Consider the following 18,772-nt stretch of genomic DNA (forward strand, 5'->3'; position numbering starts at 1 on the left):
GGACCTCCGGCGGGGGGCACTAGCCACCCACCAGCCCGGCCACCACGTCGTCGGGGAACCGGACCCCGAGCGCGGTGTCGAACAGCAGGTAGAGGCCGACCGACCCGACGAGCGCCAGCCCGACCGACCACCGCCACGACTCGCGCCCGAACACCCGCAGCCAGAGCAGGAGCATCAGGAACGCCGGGAGCAGGAAGCCGATCACCTCGAACACCGCCACGAAGACGGCGAGACCCGCGAGCCCGCCCACGATCCGGGCCGAGCCCCGCGTGAACGGCTCGTAGTCGGCGGGGTCGTCGACCACCAGGAGGACGAGCCCCGTGCCGGTGAGGAGCAACGCCACGACGAACGGCCACAGGCCCGGACCCGGAGCGGTGAGCTCGCCCAGCGAGAGCGCGACCGAGCCGGCGAGGGCGCCGACGCCCACGGCCACGACGATCAACGGACCGATCCGGTACAGCTGCCCGCGCGGCTGCTCCATCTGCACCTCTTCCCTGAGGCCGGATGTCTGATGACTGAACGTATGCAGTGCGGGCAGGGCCGGTCCAATACAAGATGTCGGGACGACTGAGACCGAATTCGTATCAATGGGGAGCTGATCGTGGAGTTGCGGCACCTGAGGGCCTTCACCGCCGTGGCGGAGGAGCTGCACTTCGGGCGGGCCGCGGCGCGCCTGCACATGGCGCAGCCGCCGCTCTCCCAGCAGATCAAGCACCTCGAGCGCGACCTGGGGGTGCGGCTGCTGGAACGCACCACCCGCCAGGTCCGGCTCACCAATGCGGGAACGGTCTTCCTCGAGCACGCCCGCCGCGTGCTCGCCGAGGCGGACCGCGCCCGCGAGTCGGTGCTGCGGACCGAGCAGGGTGAGCGCGGCGAGATCCGCGTCGGGCTGACCGGTGCGACCACCTGGCGGCTCCTCCCGCGGCTGACCCGCGCCTACCGCGTGCGCTACCCGCTCGTGCGGCTGGAGCTGCACCCCTCCGTGTTCAGCGGCGCGCAGATCAGTGCGCTGGTCGACGGCGGCATCGACGTGGCCCTGCTGCGCGCGCCCATCCCGGCGCTGCTGGAGAGCCGCACCGTGCTGGACGAGGAGCTCGTGGCCGTGCTGCCGGACGAGCACCCCCTCGCCGCCCGCCGCTCCGTCCCGCTGGCCGATCTGGCCGGGGAGAACTTCGTCAGCTACCCCGACCGGCAGGGCTCGAACCTGCGGGACACGGCGATGCGGGCCTGCGCGGACGTCGGCTTCTGGCCCCGCGTCGTCCAGGAGGCCCAGGACACCTACACCGTGGTCGCACTCGTCGCGGCGGCCGTCGGCGTGGCGCTGCTCCCGGCCTCCGCCGAGTGGCTGCAGTTCGAGGGGGTGGCCTTCCGCCCGGTGACGGGCGCCGACGTCCGGGTCCCGGTGGCGCTGACCTGGCGCCCGGGCGACGAGTCGAGGATCCTGTCCGGCTTCCTGGGGGTGGCGGCCGAGCTCCTCCCATGATCGCGACTATCGGTTGCTCATGGTCGTGGCGGCAGCAATGGACAACCGATACTTCGGATCATGAGGCGACGAGACCTCGGCGGCAGCAGGTCGAGGTGCGCGCGCCCCTGCGTGCGGTGGTCCGCGCCGTCGTACTCGATCGCGAGCTTGACCTCCGGGTAGGCGAGGTCGAGCCGGCGCACCCGCCCGGCGGCCACCACCTCGAACTGGACGCCCGGTGGCGGCAGCCCGCCGGCCAGCAGCGCCATCCGGATCCGCGTCTCCATCGGGGATTCGGCGAGGCAGTTGGCCTGTCGCAGCACGGCGGTGAGGTGCCGGCCGCCCCACGCACCGGGGTGTAGCAGCCGCATTCGGGCGACGTCCTCGAGCGCGATCTTGCACCCGAACGCCAGCGCGTCGACGGCGACCACCTTCTCGACGAACGACGGCACCCAGCGTCCGAGGTCGAAAGCGGTGCGGATGGCCGTGGTGACGCCAGAACCGCGGACTTCGGTGGTCTCCGTCGGATCGACGACATCGCGGTGGACCCGCAGGCCGGGGCAGCGGTAGCTCTGGCCGCCCGGTCGCAGCAGGAGCACCTCGGCCGGTGCGTCCGCGGGCCCGCAGGAGGCCCCGAGCAGCTCGGCGGCCGAGTACCCGGCGAGCACCCCACGTCCCGCGACGAGCACCCGCTGCGCCCTCCGATCGCGGCGCGATGTCCGGCTGGAGGTGGGCGGGCGCGTACACGTCGGGGAACAGCTTCTGGAACCGCGGCCCGCGCACCTCACCCCAGGTCAGCAACCCGGCGGCGACAGCGGCTGACGCCCGGAACGGCCGGCTGAGATCGATGGACATGCCCGGCACTGACGGTGCCGCCGCCCGTCCGGTTCCATGATCTCGAGAATCGGTTGTCCATTGCTGTCACCACGACAATGAGCAACCGATACTTCAGATCATGAGCCGAGGCGGGTGCGGCGGGCCGCCTCGTCCGGGCGATCGGACAGTTCCCTCGCGTGGTCCCTGTCCAAGGGAGACATCGTGCCGGCGCCCAGGGCCACCGTGCGGATGCGGGCGGCCTTCACCGCCATCGTCGTGATGGTCTCCACCTCGGCGGCGGTGGCCCCCAGGGCGACGATGCCGTGGTTGCCGAGCAGGACGAGCCGGGGTGCGGTGCCGTCGCGGTCGAGCCGGTCCCGGACGGCGGTGTGGACGGCCGTACCGAGCGCGATGCCGGGCGCCGCGTAGGGCACCCACAGCGGCTCGCCGAGCACCACGGCCTCGTCCGGGAAGAGCGGTGCCGACCACAGCTGCTGCGCCTCGCGCACCGCGAGCAGCCCGACGACGGCGGTCGGGTGCGTGTGCGCCACCCAGGTGGCCCCGGCGGCGAGCGCGACGACGTGCACGAGCGTCTCGATCGACGCGCGCGACGCGCCGGCGGACAGCACCCGCGACAGCGACTCCTGGTCCGTGCCGCCCCGCTCCAGCACGTCGACGAGCTCGGGCAGCTCGCCGACGACGAAGTCCCCGGCCTCGGCGAGGTCCATCCGCGACCCGCTGGCCTTGACCGCGAAGCGGTCGCCTCCCAGGCGCACGGACGTGTTGCCCTCGGCCAGGACGACCAGGTCCGCCGCCGGGTCGCCGATCCGCCGGGTGAGCGCCACCAGCTCCGCCGGCACCTCGGACGGCCGGACCGCGAAGGTCACGACAGCCTCCCGTAGCGGCGCAGCGCGACCGTGTTGAGCAGCGCGGACAGCACGAGCACCAGCCCGAGCGCGAGCAGCTGGTAGCGGCTGCCCTCGGCGCCCTCCGGGAACGCCAGCAGCATCCCGGCGTTCAGCCAGGTGACGAGCAGGGCCGCCACCAGCACCCCGCCGACCTTCCCGATCCCGCCCTGGATCGCGACGCCGCCCAGCACGGCCACGGTGATCGCGGGCAGGGCCATCCCGTTGCCGACGATGCCGGCGTCCGGGCGCGCCGAGGCGAACTGGCCCACCGTCACCACGGCCACCACGCCGGAGAGCAGCCCGGACAGCACGAACGCCGTGAACCGCGTGCGCGCCACCGACTGCGTGGCGTACGCGGCCGCCACGTCGTTGGTGCCCACCGCGTAGAGCGACCGCCCGTACGTCGAGCGCGACATGACCACCCAGGCCAGCACGGCGCAGGGGAGCAGGATCGTGAACACGTGGAGGGGGACGGGCGGGAGCGGCGCCGGGAGGTTGACGTTCCTGGTCAGGGAGTGCAGGGCGACGACCGGGGGAGTGGAGATCGGCGCGTTCGCGTTGCTGATCAGGGCGAGCGAGCTGTAGGCGTAGTACGTCGCGAGGGTCGCGATCAGCGCCGGGAACCGCACGTAGGCCACGAGCGCGCCGTTGACCGCGCCGAGCAGCGCGCCCACGACGATGCACCCGAGTATCGAGGGGAGCAGCGGCCATCCCCACACGCCGACCATGAGCCCGAACGCCATACCGGCGAACGACACGATCGCGCCCACCGAGAGGTCGATCCCGCCCCGCCCGGAGACGATCACGAACAGCTCCGCGACCGCCAGCAGCGCGAACGGCACCATCGACTCGAGCGCGTTGCCGAGGTAGCGGACGTCGTACGGCGCCACGAGGTAGCCGCCCGCGCCGAGCACCCGGAACCACACGATCACGACGACCAGCAGCACCGCGAGCAGCACCACGCGCTCGGTCAGCCCGATGCGCAGCACCCTCGCTGCGAGCCCCTCGGCGCGGGTGCCTTCCGCGGGAGGAACGGTCTCGATCTCGGTCATCGGGCGCTCCTCCGCCGCTCGCGCAGCAGGTCGACCCCGACCGCCACGAGGATGAACAGGCCGATGAACAGCTGCGCGAGCTCCGTGGGCCAGGACAGCAGCGTGACGGCGCTTCCCACGGTGCCGACCAGCAGTGCGCCGAGCAGCGTGCCCAGCACGGTGCCGCGGCCGCCGATGATGCTGGTGCCGCCGATCACGACGGCGGCGATCACCCGCAGCTCCAGCCCGGTGCCGACGTTCTGCTGCACGAGCCCGCCGCTGCCGATGAGGACGCACGCCGCGAGCCCCACGCACGCCCCGGTGAGCACGTACGCGCTGATCTGGCGGCGCCGCACCCGCACGCCGGCGAGCCGCGCGGCGAACGCGTCGCCGCCCACGGCGTAGAGGTGCCGGCCCGTGGCCCAGTACCGCATGTAGCACCACATGCCGGCGGCCAGCACGAGCGTGAGCCACCAGGCCGTGGGCACGCCGAGCAGGCGGCCCTCCATCCCGCCGCCGATCGGCGAGAGCGTGGCGGGCACCCCCGCCACCTGCTCGGTGCCGAAGATCTGCAGCGAGACGAACCGGTAGATGTTGAGCGTGCCGAACGTGACGATGATCGGGTGGATGCCGCCGTAGGCCACCAGCAGGCCGTTGACGGCGCCGAGTACGAGGCCGACCACCACCGCCACGGCGACCGCGGGCAGGAACGGCAGCCCGGAGTCGCGCACCAGTAGCGCGACGACCACCATCACGACGGCGGCCTGGCTGCCCACCGAGACGTCGATCCCGGCGGTGACGATCACCGCCGTCATCCCGATCCCGATCAGCGCGATCGGCGCCACCGTGAACAGGATGTTCTGCAGGTTGCCGGTGGTGAGGAACGTGTCGGTGACGAGCGTCAGCACCACCCACAGCAGGCCGACCACCGCGATGAGCGCGAGCTCCTGCCCCTCGATCGCCCGCACCCGCGGTCTGCGGCGAACCGGTGCGGCCACCGCCGTTGCTGTGCTGCTCACGCCGCTGCCTCGCCCTCGTCGCCCGCCGCGGCCGCGAGCACGCCGGCCTGGCTCGCGCCGCGCTCGAACTCCCGGACCACCGCCCCCTTGCGCACGACCAGCACCCGGTCGGCGAGCTGCAGCACCTCCGGCAGATCCGTCGAGATGACGAGAACCGCGCTGCCGCCGTCGGCCAGCTCCAGGACGAGGCGGTGGATCTCCTCCTTCGCCCCGACGTCGACGCCCTGGGTGGGCTCCTCCAGCACGAGCACGCGGGGTGCGCGCACGAGCTGGCGGGCGAGGACCACCTTCTGCTGGTTGCCGCCCGACAGCGCCCCGACGGCCGTGCCGACGTCGGGCGCCTTGATCGAGATACGGCGCAGGAAGTCCTCCGCGATCGAGCGCTCGCGGCGCCGGTCGAACCAGAAGCCCAGCTTCGCGAGGTGGCGCAGGTGGGCGCTGGAGATGTTGAACGCGATCGACTTGTTCGCGAACACACCCTGCTGCTTGCGGTTGCCGGGCAGCATGGCGATGCCGGCCGCCGCGGCGTCCTGCGGCGAGTGCAGCCGCACCGCGGCGCCGTCCACCTCGACGGTGCCCGAGTCGGCGGGGTTCACCCCGTAGAGGGCGCGGGCGATCTCGCCGGTGCCCGACCCCACCAGGCCGTACAGCGCTACGACCTCGGCCGGGCGCACCTGCAGTTCGAGGTCGCTGAACCCCCCGGTGCGGCCGAGCCCGGTCACCGCGAGCACCGGCTCCCCGGTGGGGGCCGGCCGGTCGGAGGCGGCCGATCCGAGCTCGTGGCCGACCATCAGCTCGGCCACCTGCCGCACGGACAGCTCGCTCGTCGGCCTGCTGGCGACCACCTCGCCGTCGCGCAGCACGGTGACGCGGTCGCTGATCTGCGACAGCTCGTCGAGCCGGTGGGAGATGTAGATGATCCCGACGCCGGCGGCACGCAGGTTGCGGACCACGCCGAACAGCACGTCGATCTCCCGGTCGGTGAGGATCGCCGACGGCTCGTCGAGGATCAGCACCTTCGCCGAGTGGGCGAACGCCTTGGCGATCGACACGAGCTGCTGCTCGGCCACCGGCAGGTCGGCGACGCGGACGTCGCCGATCGCCGGGTCGAGCCCGATCTGGGTGAGGAGCTCGCCCACCCGCGTGCGCTGGGTGGCCCAGTCCACCCGCCCTGCCCCCGCGCCGCGAGCAGAAGCAAGTCGCAGCTCGCGGCCGAGGAACACGTTCTCGGCCACGGTGAGCTCGCCGAACAGGTGCGGCTCCTGGTAGACGGTGGCGATCCCCGCCTCCATGGCCGCCTGGGTGTTCCCGCCGGTGAGCGGGGCGCCGTCGATCTCGGCGGTGCCCTCGTCGGCCACCTCGGCGCCCGACACGATCTTGATCAAGGTGGACTTGCCGGCGCCGTTCTCCCCGACGAGGGCGTGCACCTCGCCGGCGAGAACGTCGAAGTCGACACCCCGCAGCGCCCGCACGCCGCCGTAGCGCTTCTGGACGCCGCGCAGGCGCAGCAGGGCCTCTCCCATCAGTACTGGTACTGGTCGACGTTCTCGGTGGTGATCTGCAGCGGGTCGCCGAGCAGCAGTTCCTTGCTGCCCTCGTCCCACGCGACGGCCGGGAGGTCGGCGTTCACGTTGTTCGTCGCCTGGAACGGGGTGCCGGCCGCCAGCTGCTTGCCGGCCCACGCGGTGAGGTAGCCGAGCTGCTCGACGTCCCACAGGATGGCCGCGGACGACGAGCCGTTCTCCAGGTACTGCTTCATCGACTGCGGCGTGCCCAGCCCGACCGTGAACACCTGCCCGGTCTTGCCGGCCTCGGTGACCGCCTTGGCGACACCCGGTGCCGACGCCGTGCACTCGCCGACGAGGCCGGTGAGGTCGGGGTGGGCGTTCATCAGGTCCTTGGCCATCGTCACCGACTGGGCCTCGTCCTCGCCCGCGTAGACGATGTCGACGATCTCGGCGTTCGGGTACTTCTCGGCGGTGACCTTCTTCTGGACCTCGATCCAGGAGTTGAGGTTCGCCGCGGTCTGGCCGCACGAGACGATCGCGTACTTGCCCTGGCCGCCCATCGCCGCGAGCAGGGAGTCGGTGAGCGCGGTGCCGATGCCGTCGGGCGAGGCCTGGTTCACGAACGCCTCGCGCACGGAGTTGGGCGCGTCGGTGTCGGCGGTCATGACCTTGATGCCGGCGTCGGCGGCCTCCTGCAGCACCGGAGCCATCGAGTCGGGGTCGTTCGGCGCCACCACGAGGACGTCCACCCGCTGCTGGATGAGGGAGTTGACGATCTCGGTCTGGGCGCCGGGGTCGGCCGTCGAGGAGCCGCGGTAGATCCACTCGATGCCGAGCTCCTGCGCGGCCTTCTGGCCGCCGGTGTTCATCGCCTCGAAGTAGGGGATGCCCTGCAGCTTGGGCACGAACGCGACGCTGACCTTGTCGTCGCCGCCTCCTCCGCCACCCCCGCCCCCGGGGTTCTGCTGGGTGCAGCCGGTGAGGGCGAGCGCCCCCGCTGCTGCCACGGCCAGTGCCGCGGTGATGCGCCTGCTGAGCATCCTCGCTCCTTCCTCTTCGCCTGTGGTCAGGCGGACGTCTCGGGTGTGTCGTCGACGGGTACGCGGTGGATCTTGACGCCCTGCTCCGCGAAGCCGGCGAGCGCGTCGGGCTCCGCCGCGTCGTCGGTGAACAGGCCGGCGATCCGCTGGGCGGGCACGAAGCTGTGCAGTGCGAACCGGCCGATCTTGGACGAGTCGAAGAGGCCGTAGACGTCGACGCAGGCGGCGGCGAGCCTCCGCTTCACGGTGGTCTCCTCCACCGAGAGCTCCATCAGGCCGTGCTCGCGGGAGAGCCCGCGGATCCCGAAGAAGCCCATCGTCAGGCGCCCCCGGCTCACCACCACGTCGCCGATGTCGCCGACGACCGACCACGACGAGCGCCGCAGCGTGCCCCCGGGGAGCACGACGGTGACCCCGCTGTCGCTGAGCAGTTCGGCGGCGCGCAGGCCGTTGGTGACGACGATGAGGCTGCGCCGTCCGCGCAGTTCCTGCGCGAGGTGGTAGCAGGTGGTGCTGCAGTCCAGCGCGATCGCGGCGCCGTCGGGCACGAGCGTGGCGGCCGCCCGCGCGATGGCGGCCTTCGCCGCGGCCCCGTGGCGCAGCCGCATCTCGAACGCGCCCTCGTCCGCCCCGTCGGCCGTGACGGCCCCGCCGCGCACCCGCGCGAGCAGGTGCCGGCGCTCCAGCACCTCGAGGTCCTTGCGGATCGTCACCGCGGTGACACCGAAGCGGCGGACGAGATCGGTCACGCTCACGCGGCCGTCGACGTCGAGCAGGCGCAGCACCTCCTGCTGCCGCTCGTGCTCCGCGATGCCCGCCACGCGCGAACCGTAGGAAGCACCGTCGTAAGCGTCAACGAACAGTTTGGTAACTGCTAGTTCTCGACTTCCGGTTGATTGCTATCCGCTTTCTTTCGAAGGCGTATCAGGTGCACTCCGACACCTGCCAGCGCCGCCACGACGCCGATCCCCAGCGAGAGCGGCGCCATCACCAGCAGCGCGACCGCGGCCACCGCGAACAGCACCCGTTCGGGCCAACCGGCCGGCCCGGACAGCCACGCCCCGGTGACGACGGCCAGCGCGCCCACCGCGGCCGCCGACGCGAGCGCCGCGACCACCACCGTGCCGATGCCGCCCTCCAGCAGCAGCCCCACCCCCTGGGGGGAGAGCACCACGACGAACGGGACGAGGAACGCCGGCAGCGTGTACTTCCAGGTGAGCCACATCGTCGGCACCGCGCGCCCGCCCGTGATCGCCGACGCCGCGAACGGCGAGAGGGCCGTCGGCGGGGACACCTCGGAGAGCACCGCGTAGTAGAAGATGAACATCGCCGCGGCGTAGCCGGGCACGCCGACGTTCTGCAGCGCCGGGCCGATGATCACCCACGAGATGATGAAGCTCGCCGTCACCGGCACGGCGAGCCCGAGCAGCACCACCGCCACCGCCGAGTAGATCGCGGTCAGCGCGAGGCTCCCGCCCGCGAGCGCCACGATGATCCCCGCGAGCTTCAGCCCGAGCCCGGTGAGCGTCATGACCCCGACGATGATCCCGGCCACCGCCATCACGGGGATCACCGAGAGCGCCCCGGTTGCACCGGTGGCGAGCGCCTCGCCGATGCGCCGCGGCGTCATCCACGCACCGCGTTCCAGGAAGCTCAGCCCGAACGCCAGCACCGTGGCGTACACGACCGCGCGGAACGGCGTCAGGCCGAGCGCCATGAACACGACGATCGCCACCAGCGAGCTGAAGTGGTAGCCGAACCGCAGCAGCAGGGCGCCCGGAGGGCGGACCTCCAGGTCGATGGCGTGGGTGCGGTAGCGCCGGGCGTCCATCTCCACCGCGAGGATGATCCCCAGGTAGTACAGCAGGGTGGGGATCGTCGCCCAGATCAGCACCTGCAGGTACGAGACGTTCAGCAGTTCCGCGATGATGAACGCCGCCGCGCCCAGCGTGGGCGGGGAGAGGATCGCGCCGATGCCCGCGGCGGCCAGCACGGCGCCGCCGTGCTCCTGCGGGTAGCCGGCCCTGCGCAGCAGCGGCCACGCCACCCCACCGAGCGTCACGGTGGTGGCCACACCGGAGCCCGACACCGTGCCGAGCAGGAACCCGGCGAGCGTGACCGTGCGCCCCGGCCCGGCGCCCGACTGCCCGAACGCGGAGAAGGACAGGTCGATGAAGAACCGGGTGGCGCCAGACGCCGTGAGCACCGCGCCGTAGAACGTGAAGAGGATGATGTAGGTGGCGGCGACCTCCATCGGCACGCCGAACACGCCCTGGGTCCCCATCATGTTGTGGCCGACGAGGCGCTCCCACCCGAAGGACGACGTGGCGAACGGGCCGGGGAAGTACGGGCCGAAGTAGGCGTAGGCGAGGAAGCCGACCACCACCAGCGGCACCAGCAGCCCGACCGTGCGCCGGGCGGCCTCCAGCACCAGCAGGATCGCGAGCGTGCCCATCACGATGTCGAGGTCGGTGGGCACCACGGCGCGGCGGAAGAACGAGTCCCAGTCCGCCACGATGTAGACGAACGGCACGAGCGCCACCACGGCGAGCACCCAGTCCAGCACGTGCGGGTTGTCGGTGGTGGCCTTCTGCGAGCGGCCCCAGCCGCGGTAGACCAGGAACGTCATCACCAGCCCGATCGCGAGGAACGAGGGCAGGTACAGCTGCGCCGGCATCGGGTTGAACACCCACCACAGGCCGTACAGGGTGAGGATCGCCCCGATCACCTGCACCACCCGCAGCGGCAGCCCGGACAGCCGTCGCGCCGGCTTCTCGGCCTCGAACTCGGCGAGCAGCGCCTCCTCGTCGACGGCGGGAACCTCGTCGCCGTCGGGGCGTGCGGTCATCAGCTACCTCATCTCGACGTCGAGAACGACAGTGACCCCGTCGGTGACCAGCGGGGGTAGCGGTACCGGCGCATGCCCGGGCACCAGCAGCGTCCGCTCGCCGAGCGCCGTGGCGGCGATCGCCAGCTCGCCGAACACGGGGTGGTCGCGCGGTTCTGCCACCCAGCTGCGCCGGTCGCCGTCCGGCGCCGCGCGCACCGGTCCGGGCACGGCGTAGTACTCCTCCAGCACCGCGAGCTGGTCGGCCGCCAGCTCGACCAGCCCGAACCGCCCGTCGCCGGCCACGCGGTAGCGCTCCTCGGCGAGCGTCCCGTAGATCGAGTTGCGGTAGCTCACGGCGAACTCCGCCGCAGGCAGGGGCACCTGCGTCAGCAGCGCGCCGCCGCCGTCGCGCACCGTGAGGGCGGGACCCGGCTCCGCCCCGGCACATCCCGCTCCGAGCAGGCCCGCGGCGAGAACGGCAGCGATCGCGCGCGGTACGGACCGCCTAGCCGGCGGCCTGATCGAAGTAAGCCTTCGCGCCGGGGCACACGTCGACGAAACCGACATCGCCGGCCGTGGCCGGGTCGAGCTCGTTCGCCGCCGGGTGCACGGTGGCGAGCTGCGCCTTGTTCTCGAAGACCGTCCGCGTGATGTCCTGCTGCATCTGCTGCGGCATGTCGGAACGCACGATCAGCACGTTCGGCACGACGACCTGCGGGCTCGCCTCGGCCTGCCCCTCGTACGTTCCGGCCGGGATGTCCTCGGTCTGGTAGTAGGGGCCGAACTTCGACACCAGCGCCCCGGAGTACTCCGCGGTCGGGATCAGCACCATCTGCCCCGTCGTCGCCAGGTCGACCAGGGCGCCCGTCGGCAGGCCGCCGGACCAGAACCCGGCGTCGATCGTGCCGTCACGCAGGGCCTGCGCGGTCTCGCCGACGCCGAGCTGGCTGCGCTGGATGTCCGCCTCGGGGTTGAGCCCGGCCGCCTCCAGGAGCCGCAGCGCGAGCACCTCGGTGCCCGACCCGGGGGAACCGACCGACACGCGCTTACCGCGCATGTCGGCGACGCTGCGGATGCCCGTGCCGCTGGTGGTGACGGCCTGGGTGAAGTTGTCGTAGAGCTTGCCGAGCGTGCAGACCGTGATCTCGCGGCCCTCGAACTGGGCCTTGCCCGCCACCGCGTCGGCCACGGTGTCGCCGAGCGCGAAGGCGATGTCCGCCCCGCCGTCCTGCACCAGCAGCACGTTGTCGACGGAGGCGTTCGTCTCCTGGGCGGTGGCCGTGATGCCCTGCATCTTCTCGGAGAGCAGCGTGCCCATCGCGCCGCCGTACGGGTAGTAGACGCCGCCGGTGCCTCCCGTCGCGATGGACAGCGATCCGTCCGCCCCCGGTGCGGCGGCCTCCCCACCGCCCCCGCACGCGGCGAGGAGCAGCGCCCCTGCTGCGATGACGACGGCCAGGCCTCGACGGTCCCGGCTCCTGGTGGTGACGACCATGGCACCTCCTGCTGAGGGAGCTGCGTTCGGCGGTGAACGCGATCACTCCTGGCGCTGATGCGCAACATCGCACAAGGCGCGGGCTCTGTCCAAGCGACGTGGGCAGGTTGGAGCCTTACTGTTGCACGGGGAGCGCGCTGAAGGGCCCCGACCTACCGCGCGGCGCCGGTATCGGCTTCCTCCTCCGCCTGGGTAGCACCCACCGGTGGCACCGCGCGGTGTGCGGGGCCACCCCTCACAGCTCAAGGGCGCTCCGCGCCGCTTCGGGCATGATCGGCCGTCTTGCGCCGACACCGCCTGGCCGCCACTCGCTACGGCCGGGGCCCCTCAGCACACTCCCGTCAGCTCCACCCGCGGGCCGAGCGCGCCGACCAGTAGTCCCCCGGCTTCTCGGCGTACGTGTCGAGCTCGGCCAGCGCGTCGGCGGGGAGAGACAGGGTGGCGGCCGCCGCGTTGCTCGCCACCTGGGCCGGGTCGACCCCGCCGGAGAGCACGCACCACGCCCACGGCTGCGCGAGCGCCGCCGCGACGGCGAGCTGGTCCAGCGGGATGCCCAGCTCCTCGGCGAGCGTCGCGGCCCCGGGCGGGGCGTCGGGGGCCCCGGGCGTGAGGCGCCCGTTGGCCACGGCCTCCTTGACGATCACCCGGGCGCCCGCGTCGGCCGCCTCCGCGAGCGCGGGGGCGACCGAGGGTTCCAGCACGTTCCAGGTGGACTGGACGGAGGTGAAGAGCGGAGCCCCGCCGATCCGGATGCCGAGCGCCCGGCGCACCGCGTCGGCCTGGGCGGGGCCGGAGGTGGACAGGCCGACCCGCACGCCGTGGTCGCGCAGCCCGGCGAGCGCCCGGTGCAGGGCCGCGTCGTCGAGCACGCCGGTGTCGAGCGTCGCGGAGTGCACGTGGTAGACGGCGAGGCGGGGGCCGAGCAGGGCCGCGGTCTCGGCGAGCTGCTCGGTGAACGCCGCGAGGGAGTGGTCCTTCACCTCGTGCACGGGCGCGTCGAGCCGCCAGTCACCCACGTACCGGTAGCCCCACTTCGACCCGATCTCGACGTCGTCGGCCTCCGGGTGGTGGGCCAGCCAGCCGGCGAGGAACTCCTCCGCCCGGCCGTAGGAACGGGCCACGTCGATGTAGCGGATGCCGGCGGCGTACGCGGCGTCGAGAACGGCCTCGGTGCGGGCCCGCAGGTCGGCGACGCTGCGGTGTGCGCCCAGATCGGCGGCGCGGCCCGAGTTGATGTAGGCGGGACGGGCGACGGCGGCGAGCCCGATGCCCAGTCGCGCGCTGCCGGCCGTCACGCCGCGAAGCGTACGGGAGCCACCTCGCACACCAACTGTGTCGCCGGCACATGAACTGCAGTTGGTGTGCGAGCGCGAATGTTGGTGTGCGACCGCGCCGGGGCCGCGTCGACGGACGACTAGACCGCCGCGAGCGCTTCCGCGCCCGCCGGCGTCAGCTGCACCGCGACGCGCCCGCCCGCCCCGGCAGAGCGGATCATGCCGCCGCGCACGAGCGCGCGGGCGGCCACGTGGTCGCAGCAGGCGAAGCCGTCGATGAAGAAGTCGGGCTCGACGCTCCCGGTGCACTCGACGCGGCCGTCGGCCACGGCGTGCAGCAGCCGCAGGTCGCGGCGGGACAAGCCGGTGGGGAGATCGTCGACCAGTGCCGCTCGCATCATGCCTCCATGTGCTCCGCTGACCTGCGCACGACCACGATACGTATCGTTCAACAATCCTGCAATACTCAGATAGCTCATTCGGCCCGCTTGTGGGGTCGCGGTCGGGGCGGTAGACCGCAGGCATGACCGAACGGGCGCTCCTGGAGCGCGAGCTGTGGCGGGCGCTGGAGGCGGTGCACGCGGTCGTGTACTTCGCGCCCGGGGCGAAGGCGGCGTACGGGGATCTGGGCCTGCGCGGGTACTGGATGGGCTACTTCGCCTCCCGTTCCGCGGCGCTCGGCACGCCGGGGCCGCGGCTGGTCACCGCGCTCTTCTACGGGTTCGCGCCGTGGATGGTGGAGCGGGCACTGCCCGACGCGTGGGGCTTCGCCGACCGCGGGCGGGTGCTCGACGCCCGGCTGGAGCTGGCCCGGTCTGCGCTCGCCCCGCACGCGGGCGACGGGATCGATGGCGCCGCCGGCCTGCTCGGCCCCGTGCTTGCCGCGCTCGACGTCTCGGGCCGGCCGCTCGCGGCCGCGCACCTGGACGTCCCGGTGCCCACCGAGCCGCTGTCCCGGGTCTGGCACGCCGCGACCGTGCTGCGGGAGTACCGCGGCGACGGCCACGTGGCCGAGCTCGTCTCCGCCGGGGTGGACGGCGTGGAGTGCCATCGCCTGCACGGGGGTTCGCTGGTCTCGCAGCAGCGGGAGTTCCGGGGGTGGGCCGAGGAGGATTGGGCCGACGCCGGCGAGCGGCTGCGCGCCCGCGGCCTGGTCGACGCCGCAGGCGAGAGGACGCCGGCCGGCCAGGAGCTGCGCACCGGGATCGAGCGCGGCACCGACCGATCGGCGGCGGTCGCGCTGCGCACGCTCGACGAGGCCGCGCTGCGGGTGCTCTGCGACGCCCTCGGTCCCGTGGCCCGGTCGCTGGCGGCGGCGGGCGCGGTGCCGTACCCGAACGCGATGGGTGTCGCGCGGCCGTAGACGGGGGGCGCCGTGGGTCGCGTCATGGAGCCACAACGCGATCTGCAGGCCCTAAGAACAGCACTACGGCTCCATGGTGCTGATGGCTCGAGTCGGGCGGCTCGCGGTGCGCGGCGGCCACGAACCCTCCCGGCGCCCGGCGCGCGGATCCAGTGGTGCGCCCAGGAGTGCGGCGGTGACGCCCGGGAGGAGCGCGGTCGGGGCGCCCCGGCCGTCCAGGGCCGCGAGCGTGGCGCGAACGGCCTCCCGTCCCAGCCAGAAGCCCGAACCTTCGTCGCCGACCGGCCAGCCGTGGCAGTCGGCCACCTGCGCCTCGCACCGCGCGACGATCCGGACGGCGCCGGCTCCCGTGCCCGCGACCAGGACCGTGCCGTCGGGCCGTGCGGTGCCCGCCGCGAACGCCGTGACGACATCGCCCACCACGTGCACCGGGCACGTCAGGCCGGCCTCGCGAGCTAGGCCCGCGGCCGCGTCGGCGTCGGCCGTCCCGGATCCGGCCAGCCCCAGCACCAGCTCCCGGACGTCGTCGGCGGGAGTCCCGCGAGCGCGGCTCGCAGCGTGCCGGCGAGTGCGTCGAAGGTGCGGTCGGGCGTGTGCGCGACGGGATTGGCGCCGGGGCCGACGGCCGCGCCGCGCAGCGCCCCGGTCGCCTCGATGACGGCGGCGCGGGAGCGGCTGCCACCGGCGTCCATCCCGACGTACAGGGCCATGTCGTTACCCCTTCGTTGCGGAAATGTCTTACCGGAGTCTTGACAGTTCACCCGCCGTGGTGGAAATTTTCACCCACTCCGCCCGGCCTTGAAAGGTTTGTCGATGGCAGTGACAGCCGGATCCGACCCGCCCGTCGAGGCGGGAACGGGTCAGCTGCTCTCCCACCTGCGCAGCGTGCTTCCCGGCCTCGCCGGAGCCCTGCGCCAGGTGGGGAACGTGATCCTCGAGGACCCGGCGTGGGCGTCCCGGGCCACGATCGTCGAGCTCGGTGAGCGCAGCGGGACGTCATCGGCCACCGTCACCCGCTTCTGCCGCAGCCTGGGCCTCGCCGGCTACACGGAGCTGCGCGTCGGGATCGCCACCGACATCGGCCGAGCCGACCAGGCGGGTTGGGAGGTCGGCATCGGCGCCGACGTGCTGCCCACCGACCCGCTCGACCGCGTGCTGCGCACCCTGCTCGCCGTCGACCTGCAGGCGATGCACGAGACCGCCGCCGGTCTCGACCTGCGCACGGTCGAGACCGTGATCGAGGCCGTGGTCTCCGCCCGCCGCGTCGACCTCTACGGCGTGGGCGGCAGCGCCGCCGTGCTCGGCGACATGCAGATGCGGATGCACCGCATCGGGATCGCGTCGTGGACGTGGTCGGACGTGCACGCCGGCCTGATGAGCGGCGCTCAGCTCGGGCCGGGCGACGTCGCGATCGCGCTCTCGCACAGCGGCCGGTCCACCGAGACCGTCGACATGCTCGAGCAGGCCAGGGCGAGCGGCGCCACCACGGTGGCGATCACGAACTTCTCGACGTCCGCGATCGCCGACGTCGCCGAGCACCTGCTGTGCACCTCGGTGCGCGAGACCTCGTACCGCTCGGGGGAGATGTCGGCCCGGCACTCCCAGTTCCTCGTGCTCGACCTGCTCTACCTCGCCGTCGCCCAGCGCACGCACGAGCGCGCGACGCAGACCTGGATGCGCGCGGCCGACGCCGTCGCCCCGCACCGCGCGCCGTACGAGACCCGCGCCCGCCGCGGCGCCGATCCCACCGAGCCCGCACGCGGAGGTGCCTGATGACGATCGACGGCACCACCCGGGACGCGGTCTCCGCCGCGGCCTTCGCCGAGGCCGCCGAGGAGGCGGTGCGGCGGGTGGCCCGGGAACAGGCGGCCGCCGTCGCGGCCGCCGCGAACCTGGTGGTCGAAGGCCTGCGCGCCGGCGGGGTCGTGCAGGCCTTCGGCACCGGGCACTCGCAGGCCCTCGCCATGGAGATCAGTGGCCGGGCGGGCGGGCTCGTGCCGACGAACATGATCGCCCTGCGCGATCTCGTTCTGCTGGGCGGTGAGCCGCCGGAGCTGCTGTTCGCCCAGCACCTCGAGCGCGACCCGGCGGTCGGCCGGAGGCTCTACGACCTCGCGGGTGTGTCGCCGTCGGACGTGTTCGTCATGGCGTCGAACTCCGGCGGCAACGGCTCGGTGGTCGAGCTCGCGCACGCCGTGAAGGAACACGGTCACCCGCTCGTCGTCATCACGTCGATGGCGCACACCGGGCGGGTGACCTCCCGGCACCCGTCGGGACTGCGCCTCCACGAGCTCGCCGACGTCGTGCTCGACAACGGAGCGCCCTACGGCGACGCCGTCCTCGCGACCGGCGGCATCACCGTCTGCGCGATCTCGTCCATCACGGCGGCGCTGCTGGCGCAGATGATCGTCGCCGAGGTCGTGCGCGCGATGCACACCGCGGGGGAGACCCCACCCGTCTACCTGTCGTCCAACGTGCCGGAGGGCGACGCCCACAACGACGCGCTCGAAGCGCGCTACGCGGGACGCATCCGCCGTCCCGCCTGACGAAGTCCGGCCGTCGTGGCCGTCGCAGCAGGAAACTCGACGATGAGGAGGCAGTCATGACAGGGGCCCGTCCCGGACTCGACCGCAGGCAGTTCCTGAGGCAGGCCGCCGTGGGGCTGTTCGCCGTGTCGAGCGCAGGCGTGCTGTCGGCGTGCGCGACGGGCGGTGGCGGTCCCAGTACCTCGGCGCAGGGCGACGTGAGCGCGCAGAACCCGCTGGGCGTCGCGGCCGACGCCGGGCTCGACGTGGTGATCTTCAAGGGCGGCTACGGCGACGAGTACGCGCTGTTCCACGAGGAGCTCTACAAGAAGGCCTACCCGCAGGCGGAGATCAAGCACACCGCCACCACGCAGATCGCGCAGGAGATGCAGCCGCGGTTCGTGGCCGGCAACCCGCCGGACGTGCTGGACAACTCGGGTGCACAGAAGATCGACTACGCGACGCTGGCCGCCGAGGGGCAGTGCACCGACCTCGCCCAACTCCTGGACGCCCCGAGCGTGGACGACCCGAACGTCAAGATCCGCGACCAGCTCCTGCCCGGTGTGCTGGAGCAGGGCACCTACGACGGCAAGTTCCTCATGCTGAACTACGTCTACGCCGCGTTCCCGATGTGGTACTCGAAGCCGCTGTTCGACCAGCACGGCTGGCAGCCGCCCACCACCCTCGACGAGATGCTCGCGCTCTGCGAGCAGATCAAGGCCGCCGGCATCTCGCCGTGGGCCTACGGGGGCACGAACGCCGCCGACTACGTGTTCGACCTCTCCCTCGGCATGGCGGTCAAGCAGGGCGGGCCGGACGTCGCCAAGAAGATCGACAACCTCGAGTCCGGAGCATGGCAGCAGGACGTCGTGGTGGCCGGTGCGCAGGCGATCGAGGAGATGGTCCGCAAGGGCTACTTCATGCCCGGGTCCGAGGGCCTCAAGCACACCGAGGCGCAGACCGCGTGGGTACAGGGCAAGGCCGCCTTCTACGTCTCGGGGTCGTGGCTGGAGAACGAGATGAAGGGGATCGCTCCGCCGGACTTCACGATGACGGCCGCCCCGGTGCCCGTGCTCGACAGCGGCTCGGCCCTGCCGGTCGCGGCGCTGCGCACCCAGCCCACGGAGGCGTTCATCGTGCCGGCGCACGCTGCGAACGTGAACGGCGGGCTGGAGTACCTGCGGCTCATGATGTCCAAGGAGGGCGCGTCGAAGTTCGCCGAGCTCACGGCCTCGGTGCCGAGCGTCCGCGGGGCCGACGCCGGTGCCGCGGCCACGCCGGCGCTCAAGTCGGTGACGGCCGCGCTGGACGCCGCGGGCAGCGACGTCTTCTCCTGGCAGATCAACACCTGGTACGTGAACTTCTGGAAGTCGGTGCTGCAGCAGCAGCTCGGCAACCTGCTCGCCGGCCGGATCGACGCGAACACGTTCATCTCCACCGTGCAGTCGGAGTCCGACAAGCTCGCCGCCGACCAGAACGTGCCCAAGTTCCAGCGCTGAGG

At 72.7% G+C, this 18,772-nt stretch carries 19 protein-coding genes and 1 pseudogene; 5 read left to right on the plus strand and 15 right to left on the minus strand.

Translation table 11 applies throughout. The features are described from left to right. Positions 1-19 precede the first annotated feature (19 nt). The gene (locus ACU436_RS20000) at positions 20-481 is read right to left on the minus strand and encodes a tripartite tricarboxylate transporter TctB family protein (protein WP_459027405.1); all 462 of its coding nucleotides are present in this window, start codon (positions 479-481) and stop codon (positions 20-22) included. 120 nt (positions 482-601) lie between these two features. Here ACU436_RS20000 and ACU436_RS20005 point away from each other — a divergent pair, with 120 nt between their 5' ends. After that, positions 602-1,483, plus strand: a complete 882-nt coding sequence (locus ACU436_RS20005) for a LysR substrate-binding domain-containing protein (protein ID WP_459027407.1) — start codon at positions 602-604, stop codon at positions 1,481-1,483. A gap of 17 nt (positions 1,484-1,500) precedes the next feature. Here the strand turns inward: ACU436_RS20005 and ACU436_RS20010 are convergent, their stop codons facing one another. From ACU436_RS20010 to ACU436_RS20065, 12 genes are all read right to left on the minus strand, one after another. Further along, positions 1,501-2,151, minus strand: coding sequence for a hypothetical protein (locus ACU436_RS20010; protein WP_459027409.1), 651 nt, complete (start codon positions 2,149-2,151; stop codon positions 1,501-1,503). A gap of 264 nt (positions 2,152-2,415) precedes the next feature. After that, the gene (locus tag ACU436_RS20015) at positions 2,416-3,165 is read right to left on the minus strand and encodes a class II aldolase/adducin family protein (protein ID WP_459027411.1); all 750 of its coding nucleotides are present in this window, start codon (positions 3,163-3,165) and stop codon (positions 2,416-2,418) included. Continuing rightward, on the minus strand, positions 3,162-4,238 hold the full coding sequence (locus ACU436_RS20020; protein WP_459027413.1) for an ABC transporter permease: 1,077 nt from the start codon (positions 4,236-4,238) through the stop codon (positions 3,162-3,164). Before ACU436_RS20020 ends, ACU436_RS20015 begins: the two co-directional genes overlap by 4 nt. After that, positions 4,235-5,236, minus strand: a complete 1,002-nt coding sequence (locus tag ACU436_RS20025; RefSeq protein WP_459027415.1) for an ABC transporter permease — start codon at positions 5,234-5,236, stop codon at positions 4,235-4,237. Before ACU436_RS20025 ends, ACU436_RS20020 begins: the two co-directional genes overlap by 4 nt. Next, complete coding sequence (locus ACU436_RS20030; RefSeq protein WP_459027417.1) at positions 5,233-6,759, minus strand: sugar ABC transporter ATP-binding protein; 1,527 nt, start codon at positions 6,757-6,759, stop codon at positions 5,233-5,235. The genes ACU436_RS20025 and ACU436_RS20030 overlap by 4 nt, the downstream gene beginning before the upstream one ends. Further along, complete coding sequence (locus ACU436_RS20035; RefSeq protein WP_459027419.1) at positions 6,759-7,784, minus strand: autoinducer 2 ABC transporter substrate-binding protein; 1,026 nt, start codon at positions 7,782-7,784, stop codon at positions 6,759-6,761. The genes ACU436_RS20030 and ACU436_RS20035 overlap by 1 nt, the downstream gene beginning before the upstream one ends. Before the next feature lie 26 nt (positions 7,785-7,810). Beyond that, positions 7,811-8,605 carry a DeoR/GlpR family DNA-binding transcription regulator gene (locus ACU436_RS20040; protein WP_459027421.1) on the minus strand — a complete coding sequence of 265 codons (795 nt, stop codon included), beginning with the start codon at positions 8,603-8,605 and terminating at the stop codon, positions 7,811-7,813. Positions 8,606-8,658: 53 nt separating this feature from the next. Next, positions 8,659-10,632 carry a TRAP transporter permease gene (locus tag ACU436_RS20045; RefSeq protein WP_459027423.1) on the minus strand — a complete coding sequence of 658 codons (1,974 nt, stop codon included), beginning with the start codon at positions 10,630-10,632 and terminating at the stop codon, positions 8,659-8,661. A gap of 3 nt (positions 10,633-10,635) precedes the next feature. Then, a complete protein-coding gene (locus ACU436_RS20050; RefSeq protein ID WP_459027425.1) occupies positions 10,636-11,028 on the minus strand; it encodes a hypothetical protein in 393 nt (130 codons plus the stop codon). Between the two features lie 91 nt (positions 11,029-11,119). Then, positions 11,120-12,109, minus strand: coding sequence for a TAXI family TRAP transporter solute-binding subunit (locus ACU436_RS20055; protein WP_459027426.1), 990 nt, complete (start codon positions 12,107-12,109; stop codon positions 11,120-11,122). A 341-nt stretch (positions 12,110-12,450) separates the two neighbouring features. Continuing rightward, positions 12,451-13,404 (minus strand): aldo/keto reductase, encoded by a 954-nt coding sequence (locus ACU436_RS20060; RefSeq protein WP_459027428.1) that lies wholly within the window; start codon positions 13,402-13,404, stop codon positions 12,451-12,453. 119 nt (positions 13,405-13,523) lie between these two features. After that, entirely contained in the window at positions 13,524-13,784 is a 261-nt protein-coding gene (locus tag ACU436_RS20065; protein WP_459027430.1) for a hypothetical protein, read from the minus strand. A 122-nt stretch (positions 13,785-13,906) separates the two neighbouring features. Here ACU436_RS20065 and ACU436_RS20070 point away from each other — a divergent pair, with 122 nt between their 5' ends. After that, positions 13,907-14,746 carry an SCO6745 family protein gene (locus ACU436_RS20070; RefSeq protein WP_459027431.1) on the plus strand — a complete coding sequence of 280 codons (840 nt, stop codon included), beginning with the start codon at positions 13,907-13,909 and terminating at the stop codon, positions 14,744-14,746. Between the two features lie 63 nt (positions 14,747-14,809). On the opposite strand, the pseudogene ACU436_RS20075 reads toward ACU436_RS20070, so the two are convergent. Then, positions 14,810-15,286, minus strand: a pseudogene (locus tag ACU436_RS20075) (BadF/BadG/BcrA/BcrD ATPase family protein); the annotation flags it as partial. Continuing rightward, positions 15,202-15,456 carry a hypothetical protein gene (locus tag ACU436_RS20080; RefSeq protein WP_459027433.1) on the minus strand — a complete coding sequence of 85 codons (255 nt, stop codon included), beginning with the start codon at positions 15,454-15,456 and terminating at the stop codon, positions 15,202-15,204. The gene ACU436_RS20080 and the pseudogene ACU436_RS20075, both read right to left, overlap by 85 nt. A 103-nt stretch (positions 15,457-15,559) precedes the next feature. On the opposite strand from ACU436_RS20080, the gene ACU436_RS20085 reads away from it, so the two are divergent. The 3 genes from ACU436_RS20085 to ngcE are packed head-to-tail and all read left to right on the plus strand — an operon-like array spanning position 15,560 to position 18,770. After that, entirely contained in the window at positions 15,560-16,519 is a 960-nt protein-coding gene (locus ACU436_RS20085) for a MurR/RpiR family transcriptional regulator (protein ID WP_459027435.1), read from the plus strand. Beyond that, positions 16,519-17,292 (plus strand): sugar isomerase domain-containing protein, encoded by a 774-nt coding sequence (locus tag ACU436_RS20090; RefSeq protein ID WP_459027437.1) that lies wholly within the window; start codon positions 16,519-16,521, stop codon positions 17,290-17,292. The genes ACU436_RS20085 and ACU436_RS20090 overlap by 1 nt, the downstream gene beginning before the upstream one ends. A gap of 56 nt (positions 17,293-17,348) precedes the next feature. Next, the gene (gene ngcE, locus ACU436_RS20095; RefSeq protein WP_459027439.1) at positions 17,349-18,770 is read left to right on the plus strand and encodes an N-acetylglucosamine/diacetylchitobiose ABC transporter substrate-binding protein; all 1,422 of its coding nucleotides are present in this window, start codon (positions 17,349-17,351) and stop codon (positions 18,768-18,770) included. The last annotated feature ends 2 nt before the right edge of the window (positions 18,771-18,772 follow it).

Source organism: Pseudonocardia wallangbongensis (assembly GCF_054486945.1).